Annotated in this window: 34 protein-coding genes; 16 read left to right on the top strand and 18 right to left on the bottom strand. The window is 67.2% G+C overall.

Features of this window, described 5'->3' with window-relative positions:
- Nucleotides 1–5 precede the first annotated feature (5 nt).
- From ACZ6YG_RS18525 to ACZ6YG_RS18555, 7 genes are read left to right on the top strand one after another with little or no spacing between them, the layout of a single operon-like run.
- Nucleotides 6–311 carry an urease subunit gamma gene (locus tag ACZ6YG_RS18525; protein ID WP_219543880.1) on the top strand — a complete coding sequence of 102 codons (306 nt, stop codon included), beginning with the start codon at nucleotides 6–8 and terminating at the stop codon, nucleotides 309–311.
- Nucleotides 312–342: 31 nt separating this feature from the next.
- Complete coding sequence (locus ACZ6YG_RS18530) at nucleotides 343–843, top strand: urease subunit beta (protein WP_219543881.1); 501 nt, start codon at nucleotides 343–345, stop codon at nucleotides 841–843.
- Between the two features lie 3 nt (nucleotides 844–846).
- Nucleotides 847–2,571 (top strand): urease subunit alpha, encoded by a 1,725-nt coding sequence (ureC, locus tag ACZ6YG_RS18535; protein WP_466018661.1) that lies wholly within the window; start codon nucleotides 847–849, stop codon nucleotides 2,569–2,571.
- Entirely contained in the window at nucleotides 2,568–3,239 is a 672-nt protein-coding gene (locus ACZ6YG_RS18540; RefSeq protein WP_466018662.1) for an urease accessory protein UreF, read from the top strand. Before ureC ends, ACZ6YG_RS18540 begins: the two co-directional genes overlap by 4 nt.
- Before the next feature lie 13 nt (nucleotides 3,240–3,252).
- Nucleotides 3,253–3,927 (top strand): urease accessory protein UreG, encoded by a 675-nt coding sequence (gene ureG / locus ACZ6YG_RS18545; protein ID WP_219543884.1) that lies wholly within the window; start codon nucleotides 3,253–3,255, stop codon nucleotides 3,925–3,927.
- Nucleotides 3,909–4,850 carry an urease accessory protein UreD gene (locus tag ACZ6YG_RS18550; protein ID WP_466018663.1) on the top strand — a complete coding sequence of 314 codons (942 nt, stop codon included), beginning with the start codon at nucleotides 3,909–3,911 and terminating at the stop codon, nucleotides 4,848–4,850. Before ureG ends, ACZ6YG_RS18550 begins: the two co-directional genes overlap by 19 nt.
- On the top strand, nucleotides 4,790–5,800 hold the full coding sequence (locus ACZ6YG_RS18555; protein WP_466018664.1) for an FUSC family protein: 1,011 nt from the start codon (nucleotides 4,790–4,792) through the stop codon (nucleotides 5,798–5,800). Before ACZ6YG_RS18550 ends, ACZ6YG_RS18555 begins: the two co-directional genes overlap by 61 nt.
- 80 nt (nucleotides 5,801–5,880) lie before the next feature.
- Here the strand turns inward: ACZ6YG_RS18555 and ACZ6YG_RS18560 are convergent, their stop codons facing one another.
- Nucleotides 5,881–6,987: a sialidase family protein gene (locus ACZ6YG_RS18560; protein WP_466018665.1), complete on the bottom strand. Its 1,107-nt coding sequence runs from the start codon at nucleotides 6,985–6,987 to the stop codon at nucleotides 5,881–5,883.
- On the opposite strand from ACZ6YG_RS18560, the gene ACZ6YG_RS18565 reads away from it, so the two are divergent.
- Entirely contained in the window at nucleotides 6,977–7,114 is a 138-nt protein-coding gene (locus ACZ6YG_RS18565; RefSeq protein ID WP_466018666.1) for a hypothetical protein, read from the top strand. The two genes, ACZ6YG_RS18560 and ACZ6YG_RS18565, sit on opposite strands and share 11 nt — an antisense overlap.
- Nucleotides 7,115–7,161: 47 nt before the next feature.
- On the opposite strand, the gene ACZ6YG_RS18570 is transcribed toward ACZ6YG_RS18565, so the two are convergent.
- The 9 genes from ACZ6YG_RS18570 to ACZ6YG_RS18610 all read right to left on the bottom strand — a co-directional run bounded on the left by ACZ6YG_RS18570 (nucleotide 7,162) and on the right by ACZ6YG_RS18610 (nucleotide 13,037).
- Nucleotides 7,162–8,415 carry a tyrosine-type recombinase/integrase gene (locus tag ACZ6YG_RS18570; protein WP_466018667.1) on the bottom strand — a complete coding sequence of 418 codons (1,254 nt, stop codon included), beginning with the start codon at nucleotides 8,413–8,415 and terminating at the stop codon, nucleotides 7,162–7,164.
- Nucleotides 8,412–8,597, bottom strand: a complete 186-nt coding sequence (locus ACZ6YG_RS18575) for a helix-turn-helix transcriptional regulator (RefSeq protein WP_466018668.1) — start codon at nucleotides 8,595–8,597, stop codon at nucleotides 8,412–8,414. Before ACZ6YG_RS18575 ends, ACZ6YG_RS18570 begins: the two co-directional genes overlap by 4 nt.
- Nucleotides 8,594–9,937, bottom strand: a complete 1,344-nt coding sequence (locus ACZ6YG_RS18580; protein WP_466018747.1) for a replication initiator — start codon at nucleotides 9,935–9,937, stop codon at nucleotides 8,594–8,596. The genes ACZ6YG_RS18575 and ACZ6YG_RS18580 overlap by 4 nt, the downstream gene beginning before the upstream one ends.
- 134 nt (nucleotides 9,938–10,071) lie before the next feature.
- Nucleotides 10,072–10,194, bottom strand: coding sequence for a hypothetical protein (locus tag ACZ6YG_RS18585; protein ID WP_466018669.1), 123 nt, complete (start codon nucleotides 10,192–10,194; stop codon nucleotides 10,072–10,074).
- A 3-nt stretch (nucleotides 10,195–10,197) separates the two neighbouring features.
- Nucleotides 10,198–10,359, bottom strand: coding sequence for a hypothetical protein (locus tag ACZ6YG_RS18590; protein ID WP_466018670.1), 162 nt, complete (start codon nucleotides 10,357–10,359; stop codon nucleotides 10,198–10,200).
- A 15-nt stretch (nucleotides 10,360–10,374) separates the two neighbouring features.
- On the bottom strand, nucleotides 10,375–10,716 hold the full coding sequence (locus ACZ6YG_RS18595; RefSeq protein ID WP_466018671.1) for a hypothetical protein: 342 nt from the start codon (nucleotides 10,714–10,716) through the stop codon (nucleotides 10,375–10,377).
- 19 nt (nucleotides 10,717–10,735) lie between these two features.
- Nucleotides 10,736–11,374: a DUF2637 domain-containing protein gene (locus tag ACZ6YG_RS18600; protein WP_466018672.1), complete on the bottom strand. Its 639-nt coding sequence runs from the start codon at nucleotides 11,372–11,374 to the stop codon at nucleotides 10,736–10,738.
- A 21-nt stretch (nucleotides 11,375–11,395) separates the two neighbouring features.
- Complete coding sequence (locus ACZ6YG_RS18605; RefSeq protein ID WP_466018673.1) at nucleotides 11,396–12,715, bottom strand: FtsK/SpoIIIE domain-containing protein; 1,320 nt, start codon at nucleotides 12,713–12,715, stop codon at nucleotides 11,396–11,398.
- Nucleotides 12,708–13,037 carry an SCO3933 family regulatory protein gene (locus ACZ6YG_RS18610; RefSeq protein ID WP_466018674.1) on the bottom strand — a complete coding sequence of 110 codons (330 nt, stop codon included), beginning with the start codon at nucleotides 13,035–13,037 and terminating at the stop codon, nucleotides 12,708–12,710. Before ACZ6YG_RS18610 ends, ACZ6YG_RS18605 begins: the two co-directional genes overlap by 8 nt.
- Nucleotides 13,038–13,146: 109 nt before the next feature.
- Between ACZ6YG_RS18610 and ACZ6YG_RS18615 the strand changes: the two genes are divergently transcribed.
- On the top strand, nucleotides 13,147–13,515 hold the full coding sequence (locus tag ACZ6YG_RS18615; RefSeq protein ID WP_466018675.1) for a GntR family transcriptional regulator: 369 nt from the start codon (nucleotides 13,147–13,149) through the stop codon (nucleotides 13,513–13,515).
- Here the strand turns inward: ACZ6YG_RS18615 and ACZ6YG_RS18620 are convergent.
- Together ACZ6YG_RS18620 and ACZ6YG_RS18625 are read right to left on the bottom strand one after the other, a co-directional pair.
- Nucleotides 13,475–13,666 carry a hypothetical protein gene (locus ACZ6YG_RS18620; protein ID WP_466018676.1) on the bottom strand — a complete coding sequence of 64 codons (192 nt, stop codon included), beginning with the start codon at nucleotides 13,664–13,666 and terminating at the stop codon, nucleotides 13,475–13,477. The genes ACZ6YG_RS18615 and ACZ6YG_RS18620 overlap by 41 nt on opposite strands.
- Nucleotides 13,663–13,872 carry a hypothetical protein gene (locus tag ACZ6YG_RS18625; protein ID WP_466018677.1) on the bottom strand — a complete coding sequence of 70 codons (210 nt, stop codon included), beginning with the start codon at nucleotides 13,870–13,872 and terminating at the stop codon, nucleotides 13,663–13,665. The genes ACZ6YG_RS18620 and ACZ6YG_RS18625 overlap by 4 nt, the downstream gene beginning before the upstream one ends.
- A gap of 148 nt (nucleotides 13,873–14,020) precedes the next feature.
- On the opposite strand from ACZ6YG_RS18625, the gene ACZ6YG_RS18630 reads away from it, so the two are divergent.
- On the top strand, nucleotides 14,021–14,761 hold the full coding sequence (locus ACZ6YG_RS18630; RefSeq protein WP_466018678.1) for a helix-turn-helix domain-containing protein: 741 nt from the start codon (nucleotides 14,021–14,023) through the stop codon (nucleotides 14,759–14,761).
- Nucleotides 14,762–14,765: 4 nt separating this feature from the next.
- Complete coding sequence (locus ACZ6YG_RS18635; protein ID WP_466018679.1) at nucleotides 14,766–15,242, top strand: NUDIX hydrolase; 477 nt, start codon at nucleotides 14,766–14,768, stop codon at nucleotides 15,240–15,242.
- Here the strand turns inward: ACZ6YG_RS18635 and ACZ6YG_RS18640 are convergent.
- The 3 genes from ACZ6YG_RS18640 to ACZ6YG_RS18650 all read right to left on the bottom strand — a co-directional run bounded on the left by ACZ6YG_RS18640 (nucleotide 15,210) and on the right by ACZ6YG_RS18650 (nucleotide 16,660).
- Complete coding sequence (locus tag ACZ6YG_RS18640) at nucleotides 15,210–15,776, bottom strand: HD domain-containing protein (protein WP_466018680.1); 567 nt, start codon at nucleotides 15,774–15,776, stop codon at nucleotides 15,210–15,212. The two genes, ACZ6YG_RS18635 and ACZ6YG_RS18640, sit on opposite strands and share 33 nt — an antisense overlap.
- Before the next feature lie 73 nt (nucleotides 15,777–15,849).
- Nucleotides 15,850–16,302: a winged helix-turn-helix domain-containing protein gene (locus ACZ6YG_RS18645; RefSeq protein WP_466018681.1), complete on the bottom strand. Its 453-nt coding sequence runs from the start codon at nucleotides 16,300–16,302 to the stop codon at nucleotides 15,850–15,852.
- Between the two features lie 4 nt (nucleotides 16,303–16,306).
- Nucleotides 16,307–16,660, bottom strand: coding sequence for a hypothetical protein (locus tag ACZ6YG_RS18650; protein ID WP_466018682.1), 354 nt, complete (start codon nucleotides 16,658–16,660; stop codon nucleotides 16,307–16,309).
- A 155-nt stretch (nucleotides 16,661–16,815) separates the two neighbouring features.
- On the opposite strand from ACZ6YG_RS18650, the gene ACZ6YG_RS18655 reads away from it, so the two are divergent.
- Together ACZ6YG_RS18655 and ACZ6YG_RS18660 are read left to right on the top strand one after the other, a co-directional pair.
- The gene (locus tag ACZ6YG_RS18655; protein ID WP_466018683.1) at nucleotides 16,816–17,544 is read left to right on the top strand and encodes an XRE family transcriptional regulator; all 729 of its coding nucleotides are present in this window, start codon (nucleotides 16,816–16,818) and stop codon (nucleotides 17,542–17,544) included.
- Between the two features lie 384 nt (nucleotides 17,545–17,928).
- Nucleotides 17,929–18,861 carry a hypothetical protein gene (locus ACZ6YG_RS18660; protein WP_466018684.1) on the top strand — a complete coding sequence of 311 codons (933 nt, stop codon included), beginning with the start codon at nucleotides 17,929–17,931 and terminating at the stop codon, nucleotides 18,859–18,861.
- 166 nt (nucleotides 18,862–19,027) lie between these two features.
- Here ACZ6YG_RS18660 and ACZ6YG_RS18665 read toward each other — a convergent pair whose 3' ends face one another.
- Nucleotides 19,028–20,104: a DUF3800 domain-containing protein gene (locus ACZ6YG_RS18665; protein ID WP_466018685.1), complete on the bottom strand. Its 1,077-nt coding sequence runs from the start codon at nucleotides 20,102–20,104 to the stop codon at nucleotides 19,028–19,030.
- 504 nt (nucleotides 20,105–20,608) lie between these two features.
- Here ACZ6YG_RS18665 and ACZ6YG_RS18670 point away from each other — a divergent pair.
- Nucleotides 20,609–21,316, top strand: a complete 708-nt coding sequence (locus tag ACZ6YG_RS18670; protein WP_466018686.1) for a hypothetical protein — start codon at nucleotides 20,609–20,611, stop codon at nucleotides 21,314–21,316.
- Between the two features lie 314 nt (nucleotides 21,317–21,630).
- Nucleotides 21,631–21,996, top strand: coding sequence for a hypothetical protein (locus ACZ6YG_RS18675; protein WP_466018687.1), 366 nt, complete (start codon nucleotides 21,631–21,633; stop codon nucleotides 21,994–21,996).
- A gap of 405 nt (nucleotides 21,997–22,401) precedes the next feature.
- Here ACZ6YG_RS18675 and ACZ6YG_RS18680 read toward each other — a convergent pair whose 3' ends face one another.
- Nucleotides 22,402–22,938, bottom strand: coding sequence for a phospholipase domain-containing protein (locus tag ACZ6YG_RS18680; RefSeq protein WP_466018688.1), 537 nt, complete (start codon nucleotides 22,936–22,938; stop codon nucleotides 22,402–22,404).
- A 92-nt stretch (nucleotides 22,939–23,030) separates the two neighbouring features.
- Nucleotides 23,031–23,753, bottom strand: coding sequence for a FadR/GntR family transcriptional regulator (locus tag ACZ6YG_RS18685; RefSeq protein WP_466018689.1), 723 nt, complete (start codon nucleotides 23,751–23,753; stop codon nucleotides 23,031–23,033).
- Nucleotides 23,754–23,889: 136 nt separating this feature from the next.
- Here ACZ6YG_RS18685 and ACZ6YG_RS18690 point away from each other — a divergent pair, with 136 nt between their 5' ends.
- Nucleotides 23,890–25,479, top strand: coding sequence for an ABC transporter substrate-binding protein (locus ACZ6YG_RS18690; RefSeq protein ID WP_466018690.1), 1,590 nt, complete (start codon nucleotides 23,890–23,892; stop codon nucleotides 25,477–25,479).
- The last annotated feature ends 14 nt before the right edge of the window (nucleotides 25,480–25,493 follow it).

Raw genomic sequence — 25,493 nt, forward strand, 5'->3', positions numbered from 1 at the left:
AGCTGATGAACCTCGCCCCTCGCGAGATGGACAAACTGTTGATCTACGTGGTCGCCGACCTGGCGGCCAAACGGCGGGATCGCGGTCTCAAGCTGAACTACAGCGAGGCGGTGGCCCTGATCAGCGCCGCCGTCCTGGAAGCGGCCCGCGAGGGCAAGACCGTCGCCGAGTGCATGGAGCTCGGCAAGAACGTGCTCGGCGCCGGCGACGTCATGCCGGGAGTGCGCGAAATGCTCAAGCTGATGCAGGTCGAGGCGTCGTTCAAGGACGGCTCCAAGCTCGTTTCCTGCCACGACCCGATCGGCGGCTGACCGCCGCCCGACCAGAAGGGACCGGTTCGTCATGACGGACACGGACAGGGTCGTCTACGCCGACGACCCCATCGAGATCAACACCGGCCGGGCCACGGTCACGCTTACCGTGCGCAACACCGGGGACCGGGCCGTCCAGGTCGGGTCGCACTTCCACTTCTTCGAGGCCAACCGGGCGCTCAGCTTCGACCGCGAGAAGGCGTACGGCATGCACCTCGACATCCCGGCGGGCACCGCGGTCCGCATCGAGCCGGGCGACACCCATCAGGTCAACCTGGTCCAGTACGGCGGCGGGATGCGCATCGTCGGCTTCGCCGGCCTGCTCAACGGCGGCATCAAGGCCAGGGACGCCCGGACCCACGCGCTGCGGCGGCTGGCCGAGCTCGGCTACACCGACGAGCCGGAGCCGTCGGCCGAGATCCGTCCGAAGGGCGCCGCCAAGCCGGTCGGGGCCGGCAAGGCGGCGAAGAAGCCTCCCTCCGGCAAGAAGCCGTCCGCAGGGAAGAAGCCGCAAGCCGGGAAGAAGGGCTGACACATGGCCACGATGAGCCGCAAGCAGTACGGATCCATGTTCGGCCCGACGGTGGGCGACAGGGTCCGGCTGGCCGACACCAACCTGGTGATCGAGATCGAGAAGGACCACACGGCCGGCTACTACGGCGACGAGGCCGTCTACGGCGGCGGCAAGACCGCCCGCGACGGCATGTCGGCGGATCCGCTCTCCCAGAACGCCACGATCGCGCTCGACCTGGTGATCACCAACGCGGTCGTGCTCGACCCGATCCTCGGCGTCGTCAAGGGCGACATCGGCATCAAGGAGGGCAGGATCGTCGGCATCGGCAAGGCCGGCAACCCGCACACCCAGAACGGCGTGGACCGCAGGCTGGTCATCGGCGCGGGCACGGAGGTGCTGGCCGGCGAGCACCTCATCGCCACGCCGGGCGCCATCGACCCGCACGTCCACCTGATCACCCCCCAGCAGGCCCAGGCCGCGCTCACCAACGGCATCACCACGCTCATCGGCGGCGGCACCGGCCCCACCGACGGCACCCGCGGCACGACCTGCACGCCCGGCCCGTGGAACATCGGCCGGATGCTCCAGGCCGTCGAGGCGCTGCCGGTGAACATCGGCCTCATGGCCAAGGGCAACTCGAGCCTGCCCGCCTCGCTGGTCGAGCAGATCAAGGCCGGGGCGTGCGTGCTGAAGGTGCACGAGGACTGGGGCTCCACCCCGGCCGTCGTGGACTGCGCGCTGCGGGTGGCCGACGAGTACGACGTCCAGGTGGCGCTGCACTCCGACAGCCTCAACGAGGCCGGTTACATCGAGGACACGATCAGCGCCATCAACGGCCGCGCCATCCACACCTTCCACACCGAGGGCGCGGGCGGCGGGCACGCGCCGGACCTGATCCGCATCGCCGGCGAGGCCAACGCGCTGCCCTCCTCGACGAACCCGACGCTGCCGTACACGATCAACTCGGTGGACGAGCTGCTCGACATGGTGATGGTCTGCCACCACCTCAGCCACGACATCCCTGAGGACGTGTCGTTCGCCGACAGCCGGGTGCGGGCCGAGACCATCGCCGCCGAGACGGTCCTCCAGGACATGGGCGTGATCAGCATGTTCTCCTCCGACTCCCAGGCGATGGGCCGGATCGGGGAGACCTTCACCCGGGCCTTCCAGACCGCGCACCACAACAAGGACCAGCGCGGCAAGCTGCCGGAGGACTCCGAGCGCAACGACAACTTCCGGGTGCTGCGCTACCTGGCCAAGCTGACCATCAACCCGGCCAGGACCACCGGCATCGCCGAGACGGTCGGCTCGCTGGAGGACGGCAAGCTGGCCGACATCGTGCTCTGGCCGTTCCACTCCTTCGGCGCCAAGCCGTCCCTGGTGATCAAGGGCGGCATGATCAACTGGGGGCAGATGGGCGACCCGAACGCCTCGCTGCCCACGCCGCAGCCGGTCTACTACCGGCCGTCGTTCGGCGCGATGGGCATGGCGCAGCGCAAGAGCAACGTGACCTTCCTGCCCGACGCCGCCATCGCCGCCGGGGTGGCGGAACGCCTCGGCCTGCAACGGCTGATCGCCAAGGTCCGCCACACCCGTACGGTCGACAAGCGGCACATGGTGCGCAACTCGGCGCTGCCCACGATCACCGTGGACCCGGAGACGTACAAGGTCACCGTCGACGGCGAGCACGCCACCATCGCGCCGGCCCAGGAACTGCCGCTCAACCACCTGTTCTTCCTGGCATGACCCTGCTCGCCCAGCTTCAGCTGACCGACTCGGCCTTTCCCGGCGGCCTCTACACGCTCTCCCACGGGCTGGAGGCGTACACGCAGGCCGGGCCGGTCGACGTCGGCGCGCTGCTGGAGGACGTGCTGCTGCACGCGGCGGGGCCGGGCGACGCCACCGCCCTGGTGCTCATCCACCGGGCGGTGACGGCGGGCGACTGGGACGCGGTCGTGGAGACGGACCGGCGGCTGCACGCGATCAAGCTCAACCGGGAGATCCGCGCCGCCGCCACCAGGACCGGCAACCAGGTGCTCCGCACCGCGACCCTGGTCTTCGCCACCCCGGAGCTCGCCCGGCTCACCGAGCTGGTCGAGGCCGGGACCACGCCGGGCAACCACGCCGTCGTCCTGGGCGCCGCCTACGCCGGGCTCGGCGTCCCGGTGGACGACGCGGTGATCGGCGACCTGTACGCGTTCGCCGCGAGCTGGGTCAGCGCCGCCGTCCGGCTCGGCAGGCTCGACTTCCGGCGGGCGCAGGCCACGCTGTACGGCGCGGGGGGCGCGATCGGGCTGGCCGCCGCGCACGCGCTGGCCGCCCGCGGCCCCCTCGACCTGCACGCCGCCACCCCGGTCGCGGACGCCATGAGCGCCGTCCACGAGCGGGCGGAAGCCCGGCTCTTCACCACCTGAAAGGGGGTACGCCATGCACACCCACCACCACCATCACCTGGACCACGACACGCCCCGCGAGCTGGAAGGCGTTCTCAAGGTCGGCATCGGCGGGCCCGTCGGCTCCGGCAAGACGGCCCTGATCGAGGCGCTGGTCCCCATCCTGATCGGGCGGGGACACAGCGTCGGCGTCATCACCAACGACATCTACACCATGGAGGACGCCGACCACGTCAAGCGCACCCTCGACGGCGTGCTCGACCCGGCGCGCATCGTGGGCGTGGAGACCGGCTCCTGCCCGCACACCGCCGTCCGCGACGACCCCACGATGAACCTGGCCGCCGGGACCGAGATGCTGCGCCGCTTCGGCGACATCGACACGCTGCTGTACGAGAGCGGCGGCGACAACCTCACGCTCACCTTCAGCCCGGTCCTGGCCGACGTGTACGTGTTCGTCCTGGACACCGGCGAGGGCGACAAGATGCCGCGCAAGCGCGGGCCGGGCATCACCGACTCCGACCTGCTCGTCATCAACAAGATCGACATCGCCCCGTACGTGCGCGCCGACCTGGAGGTGATGACCCGCGACGCGCGCCGGGTCCGTGACGGGCGCCCGGTGATCCTCACCGACTCGCTGGAGGGCACGGGCGTGGCGGAGGTCGCGGACTTCATCGCCAGCCGCAGGCCGGTATGGTCGCCGAGCGCGTAGACCGGCTGGCGGCCTCGCACTACACGATCACCTCGATCCCGGAGGACGTGGCGCGGCACGCCGAGGTGCCGCACACGCTGCCGGTCGGCAGTCCGGGCAAGGTCGGCGTGCTCGACCTGGCCTTCGAGCGGCGGGGCGGCCGTTCGGAGCTGACCGGCCACTACCAGAAGGCGCCGCTGCAGATCATGCGGCCGCTCTACTACGACCCCGACCGGCCTGACCTGCCGTACGTGATCGTCATGTCCACGGGCGGGGGAGTGCTGCAGGGCGACCGCTACCGGATCGACCTCGCCTGCGGCGCCGGGGCGTCGACGCACGTGACGACGCAGGCCGCCACGAAGATCTACCGGATGGAGCAGGACTACGCCAGCCAGCTCGTCACCATCACGGCGGGGCCGGGCGGCTACGTCGAGTACCTGCCGGACCCGGTCATCCCGTTCACCGGCTCGCGCTTCTATCAGCGGATCAGGGTGACGGCCGACCCCACCGCCACCGTGATCCTCGGCGAGACGATGCTGGCCGGGCGGCTGGCCAGGGGCGAACGGCACGCGTACGACGCCTGCTGCAGCGACCTGGAGGTGTGCGGCCCGGACGGCGAGCTGCTGTTCGCCGACCCGATCAGGCTCGTCCCCGGACGGGCGCCGGTCACCGGCCCGGCCATGTTCGGCGGCTACGGCGTGCTGTCCACCCTGTACGTGATCACGTCCGCGGTGGACGCCGCCGAGCTGGCCGACGCGCTGCACGGGGCGGTGGCGGGCAGCGGGCTCACGGGCGGGGCCAGCACGCTGCCGAACCGCGCCGGCGCCTGGGCGAGGCTGCTCGGGCCGGAGTCCCCGCCGGTCATCGCGGCGCTGGAACGCCTGTGGGACGTCGCCAGGCGGATGATCACCGGAACCCCGGCGCCCGACAGGCGCAAACCCTGAGCACGGCCGGCCGCTGGGCCGAGCAGGTGTGGGACCTGCTGCGGCCGCAAGGCAAGCCGGACTTCCCGGCCGGGCTGGCGGCGGGCGTGCTGATCGTGGTGCCGCTGCTCGCCGGGGCCGCGCTGCACCGGACCTCGCTGGGCGCGGCGGTGACGCTGGCGGCCACGCTCATGCTGTACCCGGCGCCCCAGCCGCTGTCCCTGGTCATGCTCGTGCGCGGGGCGGCGGTCACCGCGGCGGGCGTGTTCGTCTGGCTCGTCGCCGGGCAGCCCTGGCTGCTGGCGGCCGGCGTGACGGCGGCGGCCGTCGCCGGGAGCTTCTGGCCGCTCCTGGGCACGACGGCCGCGCTCGGAGCTCTGCTCATGGCCATCATGGACGACCCCGGCATCGGCGTGCCCGGCCTGGCCCAGCTCGCCGGGGCGGCCTGGGCGGCCCTCGTCGTCCTGCCCCTGGGCCGGCTGTCGGCCACGGTCCCGCCGTCCGAGCTGAGTCTCGCCCGCCGCGCCCGGCACGCCGCCCGGCTCGGCGTGCTGGTCGCCGTCTCCATGTCGATCACGGTTCTGCTCGGGCTGCGCGTCGCCGAGGGCCACTGGCTGGTCACCGCGATCCTCGTCACCCTGCGGCCCACACCGGAAGCCACCGGCTCCCGCTACGTCAAGCGGATGCTGGGCGGCCTGGCCGGCAGCGCGCTGGCGGCGCTGATCCTGCTCTGCCGTCCGTCCACCCTGGTCACCGCCCTGTGCGTGGGCGCGGCCGGCACGCTGGCGCACGCCTACCGGGCGGCCAACTACGTCTACTGGTCGTTCTGGATGCCGGTCACGGTGCTGCTGCTGGCCGACTTCAGCCACCCGGAGCCGTGGACCGCGTCCGTCGCCCGGCTGGCCATGAACCTCGCGGGCGGCCTGGCCGCACTGGCGGCCGTCCGCTACCTCTGGCCCGACCCGCCATAGACGCATGATGGCGTGGTACGTCCGCCGGTGGCCCGGGGCCCGCCGGCCGTTCGCAGGCCGGCGGGTCCGTGGTCGGTGGGTCAGGCGGCCCTCAGCCAGACGGGGGTGAACCGGGCGAAGACGATGCCGCCGGTGTCGCCGATCTCGTAGAGGACGCCGACCTGGCCGTTGGCGAGCACGGCCATGGTCGAGTAGCCCGCCGCGCCGGGTTTGACCAGCGCCCTGGCGGGCCAGGTGGTCCCGTCGTCGGTGGAGAGCCGGACGGTGAGGTCGTTGCGCGCGGTCGGGTGGCCGTTGCCGCTGTACAGGACCGTGGCGGTGCGGATCGGCGCGCCGTTCGAGCCGCGCTGCCCGGGGGTGAGGTAGGACAGCTCGTCGGCGTTGCACAGGGGATCGGTCAGTACCGGGCTGGCGGCGGCGGCGCCGAAGGTCCGGCCGCCGTCGGCCGAGGTGGCCAGGAAGCGGGAGCGGACGCCGTTGTGCCGCATGTTCTGCGCCACGGCGCCGCCGCTGCGCTCCACGGCCTTGCTCTCGTTGACGTTGCCGCTCGCCGACGAGCCGCGCTGCCAGGTCCGGCCGTGGTCGTCGCTGTAGATGTTGGCGGCGTGGCTGGTCCCGGCGGCGTCGCGGTAGACGATCGGCTGGATCAGCCGGCCGGAGCTGGTCTGGATGCCGTGCCCGGACGACGCGAAGAGCTGCCGCCAGCCCGGGTCCTTCACCGACGGGTTGAGCTCGACCGGGGCGCTCCAGGTGAGGCCGTGGTCGGTGCTCTTGATGTACTGGATGTGCAGGCTGTCGGGGTCGTTGGCGGCGTTGGAGCCGGACCCGCCCGACCAGAAGCTGATGCCCGGCCGCGGCGAGTAGGTGTAGAAGACGAAGACCTCTCCGGTCGAGCGGTCGACGAGCACGCTCGGGTCCCCGACGCCCTGGGACGTCGTGGCGGCGTGGTGGATGACGCGCGGCTGCTCCCAGGTGAGGCCGTGGTCGGTGCTGCGCATGAGCACGATCTGGATGTTGTTGGTGCCGCCGCCGAGGTCGTAGGAGCCGTCGACGCGCGCGTCGGCCACGGCGATGACGGTGCCGTTCCCGGTGACGGCCATGCCGGGGATCCGCACCGATCGGACGGTGCCGTCGTAGCGGCCATTGGTGCCGTTGAGCCCTCTGATGGTGGTGCTGGTGCGGAGCACGGCGGTCGAGTTCAGCTGGGGCGCGTCGGCGGCCAGGCCGCAGCGCGCGACGCCGGAACGCGTGTCGTCGAAGCCTTCCGCCGTGGACCGCAGGGTGTACGGCGTGCCGGCCGGGACCGTCCAGTAGTGCTGGTAGTCAGCGTGTGATGCGCTGACCTGCGGTTCGGCCTTGTTCTAGCTGGTAGAGGGCACATCCGGGGCACTCTGCTGGAACATGTGGTCCACGGCCTTGCGGGTGCGGTCCTCGCTGGACGGCATGAGGTGCGTGTACGTGCGCAGGGTGAATCCGGGGTCGTGATGCCCGAGGTACTGGCTCAGTGCCTTGATGTTCTCGCCGCCGTCGAGCAGGACGGAGGCGTAGAAGTGGCGGAGGGCATGTATGCCGTGCTCGCGGTGGGACTCTGGCATCTCACCCTTGGGCGGAGCGGGGATGATCCCTGCACGCACCAGGGCCAACCGCCACTGGCCCTGGTTGAAGTACGTGCAGTGAATCGCGTTTCCGTTCGGTGAAGAGAAGATCAGCCGGTGCGTGACCGGCTTGCCGGCCAGCGCCAGCCAGGGCAACGCGACCTCCACGGCCGGATAGGCGGCGAGGTGCTGGGAGAGCCGATGTGCCACCGAGTCCGGCAGCGGCACATCCCGCGTCTTGCCGCCCTTGGGAGGGGCGAAGATCCGTCGGCCACGGATGAGCTTCACCTGTCGTCGGACCTGGACGACACGACGCGCGAAATCCACGTCATCCAGGGCCAGGCCGATGATCTCACCGTGGCGTAGCCCGAGACCTGCGCCGACGTCGACCACGGCGGCGTAGCGAGGTCCGAGGGCAGCCCGCATGGCCGCCACCATGCCGTAGGTCCAGGGCTTCACTCTCTCGTGCGAGATCATGGGCGGCCTCACTACGGACGCCTTGCACGGGTTCTTGGCCACCAAGCCGTCGTCCACCGCCGCAGAGAAGACAGCCGAGACGTGCGCGAGCAGGACCTTGATGTACGAGGGCGCAAGCTCGTTCTGCAGGCCCCTCACCCAAGCCTGGATCATGGAAGGCCGGTTCGCGAGGACTCGCATCTCGCGATTCCCGAGCACCGGGTAGACGTGGTTGCGCAGCCGCATGGCGACCTGATCGTGCACAGCTTCATCGAACGGAGCCGATCTCAGCCATTCGTCCGCTCGCTGACGGAAGAGGACCTTGCCCGCGCTCGGGTCGACGTACGTGCCGATGGCGAGCTCGTTCTTGATCTTCGCGTCGAAGGCATCGGCCGCCGCTCGCTTGTCGAAGTTCCTTTTCCGCTGCTCGCCGCCGTCATCGCGCCAGCGGACCTGCCAGCGCTCGCCTTTGCCGTGATCAGACGAGGGTACGCGCTTGTGCTCGGGACACTTGGAGTCTCCGGGGCGCGGCCTGGACTTGTGCCACCTGTCGTAGACCGTCATGACTGCTCACGCACCCAGGCGTAGACGTCCTCCGCGAAGTAGCGCACGTGACGCCCGATCTTGCAGCCTCGCGGCCCTTTGCCGAGGTAGCGCCATTGGTAGATCGTGGCAACCGGCACGCCCAGGAAGTCGGAGAGCCGATGTACGTCCCACATCCGGTCTTCGCCGATTCTGGTGATCAAGTGCCCACCTCCAGCGCTCGCGGAGGAACGGTCCCGGTGAGAGCGGCGGCGAGGAGCGCGTCCCCGAGGGAGTGGCCTTTGCCTGCGTACTCCCATTCGCTGATGACGAGGACGGTGTCTTCGTCGAAGAGGGGGAGGCGGCCGGTGGTGATGTCGTTATCGCGGGCGTGGTGTTCTCGGGCTGCTCGGAGTTCGCCGAGGGTGGTGGAGTAGCGGCGGGAGCGGGTGGAGAAGTGGCCGCGGAATCCGAGCATGTGGGCCCAGTCGGCGAGGCGGAGGTCGGCCAGCTCGTAGAGGGCGCCGAGGTGCATGCAAGTGGTGATGAGGCGTCGGGCATGGTCTCGGAGGTTGAAGGCGTCGAGATTGTCGAGGGGGTTGATGCGGCGGTCGAGGGTGCCGACGCATTCGGCGGCTTTGGTGGCGTACTTGGCGATGTAGCCGGCCACGGCTTGTTCGGTGAGGTCGCCGTTCAGGGTGATGGGCCGGATGTCGAGCTGCGCTCCCCAGCGCAGGGCGCGCTCTGGCCGGTCTTCGTACGCGGGTGCGGTGGCGGTGACCGCGTGGGCGGCGTGCTGGACGGCTTGGGTGAGGGCGTCGGCGGTGGCCCAGGCCGGTGGAGTGGTGGCGGGTCCGTCGGGTCCGTCGAGGCGGATGACGGCGTGGAAGTGGACGACGCCGCGCCGCTGGTATTCGGCGACCTTGGCGAAGGAGAGCGTCAGGTGGTGGCGCAGCTCCTTGAGGGCCAGGCCGCCGGTCTTGGCCAGGTGGCGGCGGACGGAGTCGGCGAAGCGTTTCCACAGCAGCGGCGCGAGGGCGTTGAACAGGACGGAGCCGGTGTAGTCGTAGCAGTCGGGGCAGAGCGGTTCGCCGAGGCGCGGGTCGTCGGCGCTGTGCCGTTCGGTGCAGGACATGACACGGCCGTGCGGGCAGGGTTCGGCGTTGCGGCGGGCGTGGCAGGGCTGCACCTTGCCGTTGTGCTCTCGGCGGGTGTGGACGGTGCCGAAGGACGGGGCGGTCAGGGTGACGAACAGGGTCGGATGTCCGGTGACGGTCTCCGGCACGCCCTTGCCGCCGATCAGCCCCGCGCGGATGAGGTGGTAGGTGTCGGCGCGGTAGGTCTCGGCGCAGGCGGGGCAGCGGGAGGCGCGGCGGGTCTTGCAGGGCACGCGCAGGATGCCGTCGGGTTCGTGGTTGGTGGTGTAGCGGTGCAGGAGTTGGCCGGTGGCTTGGTCGTAGTGGTCGACTTTGCCGCGTAGGTGGATGGGTTGGCGGCAGCCGCCGGTTGCGCGGATCTGGGATGCCCAGCGGTCGTAGTCGGCCCGGTTGAGGCGCTTGATCATGCCGGTGATGGCGTGCGCGTTGGCAGGAGTTGTGGGCAAGATGGAGTCCTCCTCTCACTCGTTCGGGTGATGGGGATGGCCCCCGACCTGGCGTGTGTCTTGGCGGATGTGCGGCCAGGCCGGGGGCGCTGCGCTTATGCGCCGTGGTTGTCGATGCCGGTGCCGTCGCAGTCGGCGCACCGGTCGCCTTCGGAGTGCAGGCCGGTGCCGCCGCAGGTGCAGCACCGGTAACGGATCACCGTCAGGTCATCGGTCACGGGTTACCTCCTTTCGGGTGCGCGGGTGGTCAGGTACACGCGCCAGTGGTGGGGGCGGGCGCGGTCGGGGTAAGCGCGGGAGACGGCGTAGACGGTGAAGTGCAGGCGCAGGCGGAACAGGGCGTCGACGATTTCGGCGCGGGTGCCGTCGATGCGGATGCGCATGAGTGGTTCTCCTGGTCAGGTGGCGGGCGTTGGGTCGGGGTCGATGCAGCCGCGATAGCTGGTCTCGGCCTCGTGGCGGGCGCGGGCCGGGGCAAGGATGGCCACGGCGCGGTATTCGACGGGGCCGAAGAAGCGCGAGGTGGTGTAGTGGCCGTGCGGGATGTCGTCGGCGTCGATGGTCGAGCCGACGCGGGCGGCGATCTGGTCGATCTCGGCGCACTTTTCGGAGTCGGTGGCCTGGTGGGGAAAGTGGTGCACGATCCCGGTCTTGGGGACCGGTATGTCGGGGTGGGCCTTCAGGAACGCGGCCAGCTCTAGCAGGCCGTTGATGAGGGCGGTGCGGTGGTCGTGGGTCATCGGTGGTCTCCCTTCTGGGTTAGGCGGTGCGCAGGGTGCGCAGCAGGTCGGCGGCGAGTTGGCTGGACACGCCCAGGTGGGCGCGGAGGGCGTCGCCGGTGATGGGCTTGCCGTGTTTGGTGTGGTGGTCGTCGGCGACGCGGCGGGCGTAGTCGACGAGCGCCGGGGCCAGGCCGTCGTCCTGGGAGTCGTTTACGTCCTGGCGGACGAGTTCGGCGACCGGCGACGAGGCCAGGACGGGCGTAGACGAGGCCGCCGGTGCTGGAGGCGGTTCGGGATGGGTGGCGCGGCGTTCCAGCATCGAGACGGCGATGAGGAACGCGGCGGCCGGTGTAGCGGCGGTGATCCAGCCCCACACGGTTGGGGCGGCTTGGGCGAGGTTGGCGGCCAGGGACAGGACGATGCCGCCGGTCAGGACGAGGACCGGCCAGGAGAGCGGGCCGTGCCGGCCTTTGCCGGTCTTCTTGTCGCGTTGGCGTTCGCGGGCGGCCATGACGCAGGTGAGGTCGATGCAGACGGCCACGGCCCAGGACATCCAGCCGGTTTGGCCGTGCTCGGTGGCGGTGTCGCGGATGTGGGTGAACGATCCGGCGCCCGCGATGACGGCCAGGACGAGGACCGGGCCGGTGTCGAGCAGTCGGCAGGCCAGACGTCGCATCGTTGCACCCCCTTTCTCAGGTCAGGCGTTGACGGGGTTGGGCAGGTGGGTGGTGATCTCGTCCCAGGGCGGGGCGAGGTGAGCATTCGCTTGAGCTGCTTGTTCGGCGGTGTGCTCGGTGACGTAGAAGGAGCGGGCGCGGTACCACTGGCCGTCCTGCGAGGCGACGATCGCGACGCCGGGTGTCTCGGCGGCGATGGCGCGGGCAGAGACGAGCGCGGCAGGATCGAGGTCACCGAGCGTCATGGTCGCGGTCTCGGGATCGTTGACCCGGTGGCAGATCCGGCCCGAGCACTGCGCCCGCAGCGCGGTCACGCCAGGCCCGAGGTCGGAGCCGATCCGTTGGCCGCAGCAGAACAGGTAGATGCCGAACGCCCGCCCGAGCTGCGCCACCCGCAGCAGCGCCGTCGAGGTCTTGGTGATCTCGTCTTTCTCGCTCTTGTCGGCCATCAGGTAGAGCTCGGCCAGCTCGTCCACCAGGACCACGACCGGCACGGGCCGGATGGCGGGCGGCAGTTGCCAGATGTTGCGGGCAGACGCCTGGCGGCACAAGCCCATCCGGTCGATCATCAGCCCGACCAGATCGGCCAGCAGGCCGACGGACTCGGCGCGCGAGGTAGCCAGCGCCGACAGACGCGGCGCATACGGCGTGAACTCGACACCGCCCTTAAGGTCGAAGCCCACCAAAGCGACCGGCTGCGGGGCCAGGCCGACGATGAGCGCGTTGGCCAGGTTCGACTTGCCGGACTGGGTGGCTCCGGCGTTGAGCCAGTGCGGCACCGTCCGGAAGTCGATCACCCACGGTTTGCCGGTCTCCAACTGCCCGACCGTCACCTTGAGCAGTTCAGGTGAGGGTGGGAGCTGGTCGACCTTGACCAGCGGGTCGCGCATGGTCGCCATCAGCACGACGCGGCCGGGCCGGGGTGAGGAGACGCGGATCGCGTGGACGCCCCAGGAGTGGGCCAGGCGTTCGGCGGCGTCGGCGTAGTCGCCGGGTGTCTGGCCTTCCAGCGTCCACAGGGTGACGCGCCAGCCGTGCCGGGTCGGCTTGGGCAGCCACATGAACGGCTTGGTGTCGACGGCCACCCGCTGAAAGCGGCGGCGAACCTTCACCAGCCCAGTGGAGGCCACCGCGCCCGGCGTGAGCGTGAACCACCAGCGCTGCCGCTTCTTGGTCAGGGCGCAGCCGAGCGCGACCCGCCGCCAGGACGCCCGGACCGAGACAGCGGTGAGCGGGAAGCCGAGCGTGAGCCAGAAGGAGGGGTAGTGGAAGCGGCGCCAGGCCCACAGCCCCGCCGCCGTGACGGCGAGGGCTGCGAGCAGCAGGAGCGCGTCACGCATCGGCGGCCTCCCGCAGAGGGAGGAGGGCGGTGGCGCGGTAGGCGATGCCCCACCGGCCGGAGATCTCCCACACGTAGCCGAGTAGGCCGACGGCGGTGACCTGGTCGCCGGTGGTGATGGGCGGTTCTCCGGTGGTGCCGATCTTGACGAGTTCGATCCGGCCGAACTCGTCTTCTACTGAGACGGTGACTTCGTAGACGGTGTTGCCGTTCTTGTCGGTCTTGATCTCGCCGGTGTCGCGGTTGAGGACGCGCGGGCGCGGGGCCTTGACGCAGGTGATGGCGAGCTTGCTGACATCCACGGGGATGGGGACGGAACGCATGGGCTGTGACCTCCTCTTTCGTCGTAACAAACATAGTTAACCTAGTTGGCTTGGTTGTCAATGTTCTCTCGGTTGGCTTGGTCGAACTTTCGTGGTGAGATTGAGAGCGATGGTCAAGAACACCGGCCGGCCGGGCTACCTGCAGATCGCCGACGATCTCCGCGCGCAGATCCGCGGCGGCTCCCTCGCGCCCGGAGCTCCGCTGCCGTCCACGGCCAAACTCGCCGAGCAGTACGGCGCGTCGCTGTCGGTGGTGAAGCTGGCCGTCGGCGTCCTGCGCACCGAGGGCCTGGTGATCGGCCAGCAGGGCAAGGGCGTGTTCGTCCGCGACGCCGACGAGACCCCGCCGGTCCAGGTTGCTGGCGACGAGCTGGCCGATCTGCGTGCCACCGTGCACGACCTGTCGGTACGTCTGGCGAAGGTCGAGGAGCAGTTGGCTACGTCCACGACACCCCGTTCCGGACGTAGCAGCCGGTAACCTTCCGCGCCAGCGACGCCGACGCCCCCGACGGGTTGCGGCGCAGGCTGAGCGCCTTGTCCTCACGGCGGATGCCGACCAGGACTGTCACGTACCCGACCAGCAGCGCGACGCCGAGCACTCCGGCCATGATCAGCGGGATCGTGGTCATGACCAGATCACTCCCGCCACGGCCAGGCCGCGAGGCGCGCGCGGGGGACGACGGGTCTCACTCCGACGCTGGCCGTCGCGGTTGCGCTTGGCCGCCTGCTTCTTGATCCAGCGCTCACGGGCCAGGCACTTACGGCAGCGCGTCTGTCCCTGCTCCAGGCGTGCGGTGCAGGCGCAGGTGGGCTCTGGGTAGATCTCCTCGGTCATGTGATCACCACTCCTCTCGGTCGGTTGTTCTTGCTTGCGAACCGAGAATGCTGCGGAGGGTTAGGACGAGATCACTACACGACGGGACATGTTCAAGACGTCCGGCCTACGATGGCCAGGTCCTTGGACGTCCCTCGGAGCGGGTGAGATGGCGAACGAACGGCTACGCGCGGCCCTGCTACAGAAAGGCGTGTCCATCGCCGATCTGGCCGAGGCGATCGAGGTGGACCCCAAGACAGTTGAGCGGTGGGTCACCAAGGGACGCGAGCCGTACCGAAAACACCGCTTTGCCACCGCTTCGTACCTGGGCGTGGACGAGACATACCTGTGGCCGGACGCGCTCACCCCGCAGCAGGTGACGGCGGCCTCGCAGAGCGAGGTCATTGCGATCCATCCGCACCGGTGGGCGGTACCTCGGGACATCTGGGGACGACTGTTCGGCGCGGCGTCCGAAGAGATCGGTGTCCTGGTCTACAGCGGGTTGTTTCTCGCCGACGACGGCGGCATGGTGCGACTGTTCGGCGACAAGGCACGGGCCGGTGTGCGGGTCCGCATCCTGCTGGGAGACCCCGACAGCGCCGAGGTCGCTCAGCGCGGCGCCGACGAGGAGAGCGGCGACGGCTTGGCCGCGCAGATCCGCAACGCCCTGGTGCTGTACCGGCCGATCACCGGACTGGAGAACGTCGAGATCCGGTTGCACCGCACGGTGTTGTACAACTCGATCTACCGCGCCGATGACGAATTCCTGATCAACATGCACGTGTACGGCACCCGCGCCGGGAACGCGCCGGTCCTGCACCTGCGGCGGGTGGCCGGCGGCGACATGGTCGCCACATACGCTGAGAGCTTCGAGAAAGTGTGGGCGCAGGCGACCCCGGTGGAGTCCTGAAGGCATGGCACGACGAATCGACTTCGATCATGACCCGAACGCGCCCAAGGCCAACAGCCTGGTCCCGTCGGTGAACGTCGTGGTCACCAACGAGCGCGGCGAGCTACTGATGATCCAGCGCTCCGACAACGACAACTGGGCGTTGCCCGGTGGGGCGATCGATCTGGGGGAGTCGCTGCCGCAGGCGGGCGTACGGGAGACGCTGGAGGAGACCGGCATCCTGTGTGAGATCAACGGCCTGGTCGGCACCTACACCGACCCCGGACACGTGATCCTCTACACCAGCAACGGCGAGGCCCGGCAGGAGTTCTCCATCGTGCTCACCGGCCGCGCGATATCCGGCGCTCCGGCCATCAGCGCGGAGTCTCTTGAGGTGCGGTGGGTGCCACGGGATGAGGTTCTGTCGCTGCCGATGGCCGCGTCGATGCGGATGCGGATCGAGCACTACCTATCCGGCACCGGTCTGCCGTACATCGGATAGCGCGGCCTCCATTGCCCGCACCGAGGACACGATGCAGGGCGTGGCGTCGGTGATGGACCGGCTGACCACATGCTCGGGGCCGTAGCGGGAGTGGATCTCCGCCAGTCGGTCGCGGACGTCCAGGTGCCGGCCGTCCGGGCCGGTGGTCATGTCGCAGTACGTCAACGCCCGAGCGAGGTCGGGGCGTTCCTGGTCGAACTCCTTGGCCAGGACGTCGAACAGGTCCCGTTGTCGAGCTTCGTTGTCCGCGCAGGAGTGGTAGGCCACCAGGCGGCACAGCCGCTCATCGGCCTGGGCGACGTCGCGTAGGTAGCGGGCGCCGTCGAGCTGATGCATACCGGTGTCGACCAAGTCCGGGGCGTACCCGATGTCATGCAGCAGGCACGCGGCGATCAGGGTGTCGGTGTCCGCGCCGAGGATCGGGGTCAGGGTCTCGGCCTGGTCGGCTACCCCCTGGGTGTGTGCCCAGCGCCGGGGCAGTTCTGTCTTCAGCAGATCCTTGGCCAGGTCGTACGCCCACTCAACATGTCCCACGTGGTTCACAATAGGCAGCAAGCCTGCCCTCGCATCCAGAGGGCGAGGAGAGACGTCCCAGGACGTCTCTCCGTCAATCCCGGACGAAACGCCCCCGGCCATGCTCGGCCACGATCAACCCCTCGTGCTCCAGGACGGCCAGGGCCTGCCGCACGGTGTTGCGCGACGCTGTGAAGCGGCGGCGTAGCTCGGCCTCGCTCGGCAACGCCGCGCCAGGAGCGAGGTCTTCGCACTGGATCTGCTCGCGCAGGGTCGCGGCGATCTCCTCGTAGCGGTACAAGGTGGTTCCGGCTTCTCCGGCGACCACGCGGCCCTTGGACGGAACGGTGACCACGAGCCCTTCATTCTCCAGAATCGCCAGGCCGCGCCGGACCGTGTTGCGGGCCACGCCGAACGTCCGGCACAACTCCGCCTCAGAGGGCAGAACCGTACCGGGCGGAAACTGGCCCGTGTGGATCTGGTCGCGGATGCGGCCGGCGATCTGGGGGTAGGCGCGCCCGCCGGTCAGCCATCGGCGCTCGGCCATCGTCTCAGCCGCGGTAGGCATCGAGAATCTTGTCCAGGTTGATGCTGAGCTCGCCCTGCTCGCCGTCGTGCCAGCCGTCGCGGGCAGCCTGCTCGATCCGGTCCACCGCGACGGCCATCTGCAGGAACGACACCCGCTCGTCGTCCTGGTCGCCCCAGTAGAACCAGCAGAACGACAGGTGCACGAACACCCGCCGCATCCGGCACCGGTCGTCGATCACATCCAGTGCCGGACGGCCGTCCTGGGTGCCGATGAGCACCGCCGAGATATCGCGCGCGTTCAGCTGCTCGCCCAGCGCGGCCAGCAGCCGCTCGGTGTAGGCCCGTTGCTGCTCCTTGACGGTCTGGCTTGCCTGCATCCTGGTCCTCCCTGACATTCATGCCCGGTCGTTGTGTGCGTCGAGCGTCGCCCCACGGCCGGGGGCGGGAACACCACAACTTGGGGACGTCTAGGGACGTCTGATGTTAACGTCGCAGCACAAGGGTCAACGCGCGAGAGGAACAGGCCGGTCACATGAACGACAACCTCCGCTACGCACTGGCCGCCGCCCGCCTCAACACCACCGACATCGCCGCAGCCCTGGCCGTCGACCCCAAAACCGTCAGCCGATGGCTCCAAGGACGCATCCCCTATCCGCGCCACCGGTGGGCCGTCGCCGACCTGCTCCACGTCGACGAAGCTGAGCTATGGCCCGAACTCGCACCACGACACCAGGCACTCGCCGACGGCGTACAAGCGATCTACCCACACCGCTGGGCCGTCCCACAGACGATGTGGCGCAACCTGCTCGGCGGAGCCCGACAGGAGATCGGCATCCTGGCCTACAGCGCGCTGTTCCTCGCTGAAGACCGAGGCATCCTCGACATCCTCGCCGACCGCGCCAAGGCCGGCGTCACGGTGCGCATCCTTCTCGGTGACCCCGAAGGCCACGAGGTGGCCGCGCGCGGAGTCGATGAGGGGATCGGAGCCGAGGTCATGACAGCGAGGGTCAGGAACGCGCTCATGCTGTATAGGTCGCTGCGTGGTGTCCAAGGCGTCGAGATCCGCCTCCACCGGACCGTGCTCTACAACTCCATCTACCGTGCCGACGATGACCTTCTCGTCAACACCCACGCCTACGGCACACCAGCAGCCAACGCCCCCGTCATGCACCTATCGCACGCCGACGACCGAGGACCAGCCGTCACCTACCTCAGCAGCATGAACCGCATCTGGACCACCGCTCAGCGCTACCCCAAATAGCTCACAGACACCTACAGTCACAGCTACGGGCAGCCCAGAAAGCAACTTATCTTCTCGTCATCAAGGCAGCCCGCCTGCGGCGGCCTGCCACGCGTCAGGCGGTCGCTGGCCGCGCTGCGGCTCTCCGGCCGGTCGCGACCAGCACCGCCTACGCGCCTTGTGAACCGGGCCGAAGGCGCCTACAACCTACCGACGCCTAACTGCCACGTTCCTGCTCCGCACGAGGAAATAACACGGAAGATACGCATACGCAGTCAGGACAGGACATGCTATAAGGAGGGTGTCCCTAGATAAGGCCAGAAGCCTTAAGGTTTAGCATTAAGGCGAACCGTATTGCGTATTAAGTGTGGATCTGGTCATAGAAAATTTAGGTAGGCGTCCAAGATGGCACGGAAGTTCTTCTTTATGGCGCTCAACGTTCTCCCGGAAAAGACGGATGAAACTGGGGGTGGAAGGAATTGTGTCATAGTTCCTAGGGCGTGGGAGGTTGGCATATGGGATTGGGCTTTCCTGCAAACTAAGAACCGCCTTCACCTGCCATATCAAATGATAGACATGTATGCCAAGTCCTGCAATCTCGAATTAGCTGTAGAAGCAGGCGACCTAGAAGAAGCCAAGAGAAGGGTTAAGGCAGTAGCGGCTTCCTTGTACGCTAAGAATGTAAATCCCTTTCCGGTGCCGGTTGTCTCTACGTGCAGCATAAATGACTTCTCGGCATTCAGGTCGATGGCAGACAAGCCGGAAGATCCTAGATATGATCGTGCGAAAGAAGTTCGAGAAAACATCGATTCCGTAGAAGTGTGGGAAAATAACGGAATCGGCGGCGGGCATCTAATCACAAACTCAAGTCGAAAAATCTCTATCGATCTCGTCAGGCAAGCAGACGACGAAGCCGACAAATGGCTTCAGATGGTGGCCAGACAGCCGCATCTGCAAGTAATTGAAGACACTATAATATCTGCTCCGCAAATATCGAACTTAGGTCAAGGAATTCTGCAGATGTGGACTGGGATGGAGTCATTATTTCCGTCCGTGCACTCCGAGGTATCCTTCAGGCTTGCGCTATATCTCACTCAGCTTCAGGGAGTGCAAGCCAGCAAACTTGACTTCTTCAACCGTACAAAGAAGGCGTATAACGTACGATCGAAAGTTGCTCATGGGGGCAGCCTAATAGAGCATACGCCTAAAAATCTTGCTGCCTGGTCGGATAGTTGGGAACTGCTCTGCAAAGCCTATATAGCTATCTTGCAAAGAGGAAAGCTGCCAAGCGAAGATGAGTTGATAAGAGAGCTCTTGCTGGGTGGGAGCGAAAAGTAGTGTGGCCACTACGGCGCAGCAGCTCTTCTGTCGTAAACTTTGCGGTGGTGTGGATAGCGGATGGATGAACCTGTGAGGACGGACTTGCTTCACGCTGAGCACATGCAGGTGATGGGATCGGGCAAGAACGGGCCGAGTTCGTCTCGACGACTCTTCCAGCCTTGACTTACTGGATATGCCGATCTCCGATCGCATTCTGATCGGGCCAGAGTGCTCCTACTAGCCATGGCCTTACGTATGGTTCGAGACGTCGGGCGAAAGTATCATTGCTACCAGTCACTAGATTTGTACTCCATTGCCGACTAGCGCCTGCGATCCAATCAACAATCTGCAGTTGCGGGCTTATCGTGCTATCGCTGAAGTCTAGGGTTGAGATGGGAAGGGGAGAAAGATTCTCGCCCGGGCGTGTTGGGTCAGGCAAAAGATCAAGAGCCAGAAGTTTCGTTCTCTGGCGGGCGATCGCGTTAGATTGATCGTGTACCAGCCGAAAAACCCCTACCCTTCTCGCAAACTCTTCACACAATGTAACTAGGATAGGAATGGCTGGATCGAGACAGTCGCGCATGTCTCCTGTCGAAACCCTTGCCGCCACCCTATCTGCTTCCGAGCGGCAAAGCTCAAGCATCTCGACGGTTTCCGCCCACTGCGGATCACATGTCTCTCGATAGTTGGCTATGGCCACGAAGAGGTCGTCGATTGATGCTCTCTTTCTATAGCGAACGGCATCAATAAATACTTGAAGCATCTTGTTATACGCCAAAGGATCACCCAGGACAGGTGCCACGAAATAAATCATGTGAGTCATGGCTACCGCGGATCCGTCCGCGTACATATCGTAACCGACAGAATGCAGCAACTCTTCCAGTAGTAAGTCAACCATCTTGCCTACAACCATAAATGGTTTGTGCGCCACATATGCTGCAACAGAGTGGTTCGGTATTGACTCAAATATACTCAGCAGTGCTTCGCGGCCACGATCTGTGTTGGCTAGGGCGGTGTACTTTGGTTCGCCATGGGTGGCAGGAAGCTCTGCTTGAACGACTCGAAGGAGCTCGCTGGCTTCGGCTGTATCCATATGCAAGCCAGCAAGAACAAAGACCGGCTGATTGGCGTCTAGGAGATTCTCCCCGGTACTACTTGACTCGTCCATAAATACTGTCGGAGGCATCAGGATCGGCGAAGGTTTCTCCTCAAGGGCATCCTCATACTTACTAGGTGGATCTATTGGCGAGAAGTTTGACATCGAGATTCCTGCTTCATGAAGGTGTCCAAGGATAAGCGTTGTGCAGTGCTCAGCTCACCAGCGTAGGAGACCAAACCCGTAGGTCAAGTGGTTTAACATCCACTGGCCTCAACCTCCCCATCTCTGATGGCGAAGGCCGTGACGATCGCTCACTTCGCCTATGGCCGACGGTGGCCGGGGCGATCGACGCCGAGGCCCTCCTTCGTCGGGCCCCGGCACCGGGTGACCGTGGCTGAGGTGACAGCAGCCCCGCGACAGTGGTGCGGCCGTGACGTTCACACACATGAGCCTGATCCGGAATCTTGCTCTCGCTTCCCTGACTCGCGCGCGAGCTACTGCCGGATGCCTGTAACAGGACCTCTGGATCTTCGTCCGGCATCAGCTAGGTATGAGATCGGAGCGTAGTCCAGATTCCGGCATCTTCGGTCGGAGGGGGAGAAATTGTCGGAGCTAGCCGATAGCGTCAGCGAATCTCTGCGACCCCAAGTCCAAGGAGCCGACCCGATGCCAGCGCGAAACCGCACACCTCTGCCGATAGGTACACAGCTGGGGGTCTTCGAGGTCGTCTCGCTTCCATTCGCCCTGCTGGTGCCGGGGCGCAGCGGGCAATCCCAGATGCGCAACCGCTACTTCGTACGGCTGCGGTGTATGGGCCCGGACTGCGTATGGGAAGACGATGTCCGGGAGGACGATCTGGAGCGGCGCAAGGCCGCAGCATGCGGTTTCTGCTACATCAGCCTTGATGTGAATCCCGAGGCGAGGATTCACGTAGATCGTGTATGGAAGGGCCGCCAGCAGACGTACGATCGCTATCGCTATCACGGGAAGTCCTATGACCGTCTCCATAGGATCTGGGCGAACATGCGCGAACGATGCTCAAACCCGACATCTGAGAAGTGGAAGCGCTACGGCGGCCGCGGGATAGCGGTGGATTCAGGCTGGGAGAACTTCCGTGCGTTCGAGGCATGGGCCCTGGAGAACGGTTACGCAGACGGCCTTACCATCGACCGGATCAACAACGACCGCGGGTACGAGCCGGGCAACTGCCGGTGGGTCACTGATCTAGAGAACCTGCTGAACCGCGCAAGGTATCTCCCAACGCCACTTCACGAAGCGCTGGAGGCACGTGCCGCCGAGGATGACGTCGATACCTATTCCGTGATCCGAGCGGCCCTCGAAGCGCTGCGCGCCGAGAGGGAGCAAATCTCATGACGACCTCAGCGACGCCGACCGGCGGGAGTGATGTGTTTCAGCGCCCTGGTCGTGGTGCCAGAGTGGGGTTCACATCTGGACGCCTGACGGTGATAGAGGTCCTGGACCTCCGACCGGCGTTCTCCGCGCGAGGGAACGAGCGCTGGGTCCTGGTCGAATGCTCCTGCGAGGACCGAACCCGAAAGGAGCTTCGATGGGGCAGTGTGCGCAGCGGCAACACGCGAAGCTGCGGATGCCTCGACGCCGAGAGCCGGCGGACCAGGCGCCGCACTCACGGTGAGTCTGGGAAGCCGCTCTACCGGGCCTGGTCCGCTATGAAGCAGCGCTGCTCCAACCCCAACATCAGGGGAGCTCATCGTTACTCCGGGCGGGGGATCACGGTCTGCACGGAGTGGGTCGACAGCTTCGAGAACTTCCGGGACTGGGCAATGAGGCACGGCTATGTCGAAGGCAAGGAACTCGACCGAATCGACAATGATCTCGGCTACTCGCCCGACAACTGCCGCTGGGTCACTAAGCTGGAGAACCTCGACAATCGGTCGAAGTACCTCCCTCTCGACCTGGAAGCATGGCTCCGTGAGCACGCGCAACAGCTCGCCTGCACACCGTACGAGGTCATCAAGCAGGCGCTGGAGTCTTACCTTGGGGTTTCACGGGTGGATCGTGGTGATCTTTCGTGAATGTTACGAACGCACCACTTAAGGTCATTGGTTCCCAACTGTTTCCCTGGGAGTAGGTGGGCTTGTGTCGGACGCGTCAGCGGTCGGTGATGCCGTCGACCGTGGTGAGCTGTGAGCCTTTCTCGGGAATCGCCATGGAGTGGCCTCCTACTCTGTTCCGTTCCTGTTCCGTGGGAGCACCGAACCAGCGACAAGTGATGCGAAATGCCCGCAAGCGTAATCCCTGCTCAGCTATATGATCGAGTCGTTTTCCCAGGTGGCATGCTGTGGCATCGGAGATCACCCAGATCTGCGAGGGCAGGGCACAACGAGGGCACATGAGGGTGTGAGAAGCCCGGAAACGTTGAGAGCTGATGAGTGGACGAACCGCAGGTCAGGGCCATCATCGTTACATCGGCCCAGCTCTCAGCCGCCGCCCTTGCTGAAGTGCAGGTAGTTACCGCCCGCAGCGACGGTGCGCGTCCAGGGCGAGCCGGTCCGGCCCGGCCAGGTGACCGTGAACGTCTTCGCCGCAGTGGTGCGGTTCTCCAGGATGAGCTGGAGGCGGCTCTCCGTGCAGTCGAAGCCGACGAGCGCGGACATCCCGCCGCCGCAGTGGAACCTGCCGCTCTGCGTGGTGTCGAGGCCGGTCGGAGTCGTGGTGCGCAGGGTGTACGGGGTGCCGGGGTCGAGCGTCCAGTGGAGCAGCGCGCTGCCTCCGGCGGGCACCGTGCGGGTCCACGGCGATCCGGAGCGGCCGGGCCAGGTCACGGTGTACGTCTGGGTCTGGGCCGACTTGTTGTCCAGGGTGAGCTGCAGCCGGCTGAGCGGGCAGTCGGCCCCGACGGTCGCCGAGACGCCGGGGACGGCCGCGAAGGCGGGGGCGGGGACGAAGACCGCCGCGGCGGCGACGGACAGGACGAGGGCTAAGACTCCGCGCAGGAGCCTTCTGGGCAGGGACATCACGGATCGATCGCTCCTTCGGTTCGGGGGGTTGGAGCCGAGGAGCATCAGACATCAGACGTCCCGTACTGTAAGTGCGGGGTGGAGAGCCGTCAATGCCCGCGATTTTCCCTCAGGTGCCGCCGCACCGGGGCGTAGTGGGCGGCGATCGCCTCCGCGAACCCCTGGAGGTCCTCGGCGGAGGCCGCCCGCACGATCGCGCGGTGCGCCGCGACGGTCTCGCGCACCGACTCGGGGGTGGTGTGCATGGTGGGCGCGACGATCGCGTGCACGTCCCAGAAGGCGGCGGTGAGCTGGGTGACCAGCTCGTTGCCCAGAGGCTTCATGAGGAGCAGGTGGAACTCGCGGTCCTGCTCGATGAACGTCTCGCCCGCCCGCGCCCGCTCGTCCATCTCGTCGGTGAGCCTCTCCAGCTCGCCGCGCAGATCCTCGCCCAGGGCGGGGATGATCGCGGAGGCGAGCCCCTGCTCCAGGGTCTGGCGCACCTGGACCAGCTCGGAGAGCACCTGGTAGTCGTCGGACCGGCTGAGCAGGCCCCGGAAGCTCAGGCTCTCGACCAGGGCGGCGAGTGACAGCTTGCCGACGTAGGTGCCGTATCCGTGGCGCACCTCGACGATGTCGAGGGCGGTGAGGGTCTTGATCGCCTCCCGCACGCTGGAGCGGCTCGCGCCGATGGCCGCGCACAGCTCCGCCTCGGTGGGGAGCGCGTCGCCGGGCCGCAGGCGGTGGTGCAGGATGTACTGCTTGATGCGCTCGGCCACCTCTCGCTGTCGCAGCTGCGTACCGCGGGACGGTCGCGAGATGGGCTCGATCACGGCCAACATCTTGCCCTTTCGTCCAAAGGTCGTCTACATTCCCCGCATCGGCATCAGACATCAGACGTCATGTGTCCTGTGCCGCACCCGTGACGATACCCCCCAAAACGGTCACCATTAAAGGAGAGGGGTAGCCATGCCCGATCCCGCCCCGTCCGTCAACCGCCGCGGCTTCCTGCGGCTCGTAGGGGCCATGAGCGCCGCCACCGCTTTCACCGGCTCGCTCGCCGCGTGCTCGGGCCCCGCCTCCACCGGCAGCGCGGCGCCCGCCGCCGCCGCCGACAGCATCGAGGCCGGCATCTCGTACGCCCTGTCGACCGGCTTCGACCCGATGACCTCGTCCGGCGCCACGCCCGTCGCGGCCAACATGCACACCCTGGAGGCGCTGTTCGACCTCGACCCGGTGACCCGCGAGCCGTACGCCGCGCTCGCCGCCGGAGAGCTGGAGAAGGTCGACGACACCACGTACAAGGTCGCCCTGCGCCAGGGCGCCACCTTCCACGACGGCTCCCCGGTGACGGCCGGAGATGTCGCCTTCAGCTTCGAGCGCGTCATGGACCCCGCCAACGCCTCGCTCATGGTGCAGTTCATCCCGTTCGTGGAGAGCGTCACCGCGGTCGGCGACACGGCGGCGGAGATCAAGCTCAAGCACGCCTTCCCCCTGCTCAAGGAGCGGCTCGCGGTCGTCAAGATCGTGCCGAGGGCGATCGTGGAGAAGGACAAGGCCGCCTTCGACGCCAAGCCCGTGGGCTCGGGCCCGTACCGCCTGATCGAGGCGACCAAGGAAGACAAGATCGTCTTCGAGCGGTGGGACGAGTACAACGGCCCGCGCCCCGCGAAGGTCAAGAACATGACCTGGCGGCTGCTGTCCGACCCGTCCGCCCGCGTGACCGCGCTGGAGTCCGGCCGCGTCGCGGCGATCGAGGACGTGCCGTACCTCGACGCCGAGAAGGTCGGCCAGAAGCACAAGCTGGAGGCGGTGCAGTCCTTCGGCCTGCTCTTCCTCATGTTCAACTGCGCCGAGAAGCCCTTCGACGACAAGCGGGTGCGCCAGGCGCTGCACTGGGCGATCGACAAGGACAAGGTCATCCGGACGGGCATGCTGGGCAACGCCGCCGCGGCGACCGGTTACGTCCAGGAGTCGCACCCGGCGTACGCCGAGGCGGCCACCGTCTACGGCTACGACCCGGACAAGGCCAAGGAGCTGCTCAAGGCGGCCGGGGTCGAGAACCTCCAGGTCACCATGGTCACCACCGACACCGGCTGGGTGAAGGACGTCGTCCCGATCATCAAGGAGTCCTGGGACGCCGTCGGCGTGACCACCACGCTCGACATCGGCCAGTCGGGCGGGCAGTACACCAACAAGATCGACCCCGGCGCGTTCCAGGTCCTGGTGGCGCCGGGCGACCCCTCGGTCTTCGGCAACGACATGGACCTGCTGCTGCGCTGGTTCTACGACGGCATCTGGCCGGAGAACCGCTACCGCTGGAGCGAGACCGCCGAGGCGAAGAAGATGCTGGAGCTGCTCGACGCCGCGGTGCGGACCGACGACGCCACGGAGCAGAAGAAGCTGTGGGGCCAGGCCGTCGACCTCGTCGCCGAGGAGGTGCCGCTCTACCCGATCCTGCACCGCAAGCTGCCCACCGCCTGGGACGAGAAGGCGCTCACCGGCTTCCAGCCCATCCCGACCACGGGCCTGTCCTTCCTCGACGTCGCCCGCGTCTGACCGCCCCGACGAGA

The organism is Nonomuraea sp. NPDC054003, assembly GCF_055585125.1.

Coding starts and splice junctions, on each gene's coding strand:
- ACZ6YG_RS18600 (WP_466018672.1), bottom strand. CDS start 11,374: ATGCGACGTCTGGCCTGCCGACTGCTCGACACCGGCCCGGTCCTCGTC.
- ACZ6YG_RS18540 (WP_466018662.1), top strand. CDS start 2,568: ATGACCCTGCTCGCCCAGCTTCAGCTGACCGACTCGGCCTTTCCCGGC.
- ACZ6YG_RS18675 (WP_466018687.1), top strand. CDS start 21,631: ATGAAGCAGCGCTGCTCCAACCCCAACATCAGGGGAGCTCATCGTTAC.
- ACZ6YG_RS18610 (WP_466018674.1), bottom strand. CDS start 13,037: ATGCGTTCCGTCCCCATCCCCGTGGATGTCAGCAAGCTCGCCATCACC.
- ACZ6YG_RS18690 (WP_466018690.1), top strand. CDS start 23,890: ATGCCCGATCCCGCCCCGTCCGTCAACCGCCGCGGCTTCCTGCGGCTC.
- ureG (WP_219543884.1), top strand. CDS start 3,253: ATGCACACCCACCACCACCATCACCTGGACCACGACACGCCCCGCGAG.
- ACZ6YG_RS18605 (WP_466018673.1), bottom strand. CDS start 12,715: ATGCGTGACGCGCTCCTGCTGCTCGCAGCCCTCGCCGTCACGGCGGCG.
- ACZ6YG_RS18525 (WP_219543880.1), top strand. CDS start 6: ATGAACCTCGCCCCTCGCGAGATGGACAAACTGTTGATCTACGTGGTC.
- ACZ6YG_RS18665 (WP_466018685.1), bottom strand. CDS start 20,104: ATGTCAAACTTCTCGCCAATAGATCCACCTAGTAAGTATGAGGATGCC.
- ACZ6YG_RS18550 (WP_466018663.1), top strand. CDS start 3,909: ATGGTCGCCGAGCGCGTAGACCGGCTGGCGGCCTCGCACTACACGATC.
- ACZ6YG_RS18630 (WP_466018678.1), top strand. CDS start 14,021: ATGGCGAACGAACGGCTACGCGCGGCCCTGCTACAGAAAGGCGTGTCC.
- ACZ6YG_RS18680 (WP_466018688.1), bottom strand. CDS start 22,938: ATGTCCCTGCCCAGAAGGCTCCTGCGCGGAGTCTTAGCCCTCGTCCTG.
- ACZ6YG_RS18635 (WP_466018679.1), top strand. CDS start 14,766: ATGGCACGACGAATCGACTTCGATCATGACCCGAACGCGCCCAAGGCC.
- ACZ6YG_RS18590 (WP_466018670.1), bottom strand. CDS start 10,359: ATGCGCATCCGCATCGACGGCACCCGCGCCGAAATCGTCGACGCCCTG.
- ACZ6YG_RS18615 (WP_466018675.1), top strand. CDS start 13,147: ATGGTCAAGAACACCGGCCGGCCGGGCTACCTGCAGATCGCCGACGAT.
- ACZ6YG_RS18650 (WP_466018682.1), bottom strand. CDS start 16,660: ATGCAGGCAAGCCAGACCGTCAAGGAGCAGCAACGGGCCTACACCGAG.
- ACZ6YG_RS18645 (WP_466018681.1), bottom strand. CDS start 16,302: ATGGCCGAGCGCCGATGGCTGACCGGCGGGCGCGCCTACCCCCAGATC.
- ACZ6YG_RS18625 (WP_466018677.1), bottom strand. CDS start 13,872: ATGACCGAGGAGATCTACCCAGAGCCCACCTGCGCCTGCACCGCACGC.
- ACZ6YG_RS18595 (WP_466018671.1), bottom strand. CDS start 10,716: ATGACCCACGACCACCGCACCGCCCTCATCAACGGCCTGCTAGAGCTG.
- ureC (WP_466018661.1), top strand. CDS start 847: ATGGCCACGATGAGCCGCAAGCAGTACGGATCCATGTTCGGCCCGACG.
- ACZ6YG_RS18655 (WP_466018683.1), top strand. CDS start 16,816: ATGAACGACAACCTCCGCTACGCACTGGCCGCCGCCCGCCTCAACACC.
- ACZ6YG_RS18660 (WP_466018684.1), top strand. CDS start 17,929: ATGGCACGGAAGTTCTTCTTTATGGCGCTCAACGTTCTCCCGGAAAAG.
- ACZ6YG_RS18620 (WP_466018676.1), bottom strand. CDS start 13,666: ATGACCACGATCCCGCTGATCATGGCCGGAGTGCTCGGCGTCGCGCTG.
- ACZ6YG_RS18570 (WP_466018667.1), bottom strand. CDS start 8,415: ATGACGGTCTACGACAGGTGGCACAAGTCCAGGCCGCGCCCCGGAGAC.
- ACZ6YG_RS18670 (WP_466018686.1), top strand. CDS start 20,609: ATGCCAGCGCGAAACCGCACACCTCTGCCGATAGGTACACAGCTGGGG.
- ACZ6YG_RS18580 (WP_466018747.1), bottom strand. CDS start 9,937: ATGATCAAGCGCCTCAACCGGGCCGACTACGACCGCTGGGCATCCCAG.
- ACZ6YG_RS18530 (WP_219543881.1), top strand. CDS start 343: ATGACGGACACGGACAGGGTCGTCTACGCCGACGACCCCATCGAGATC.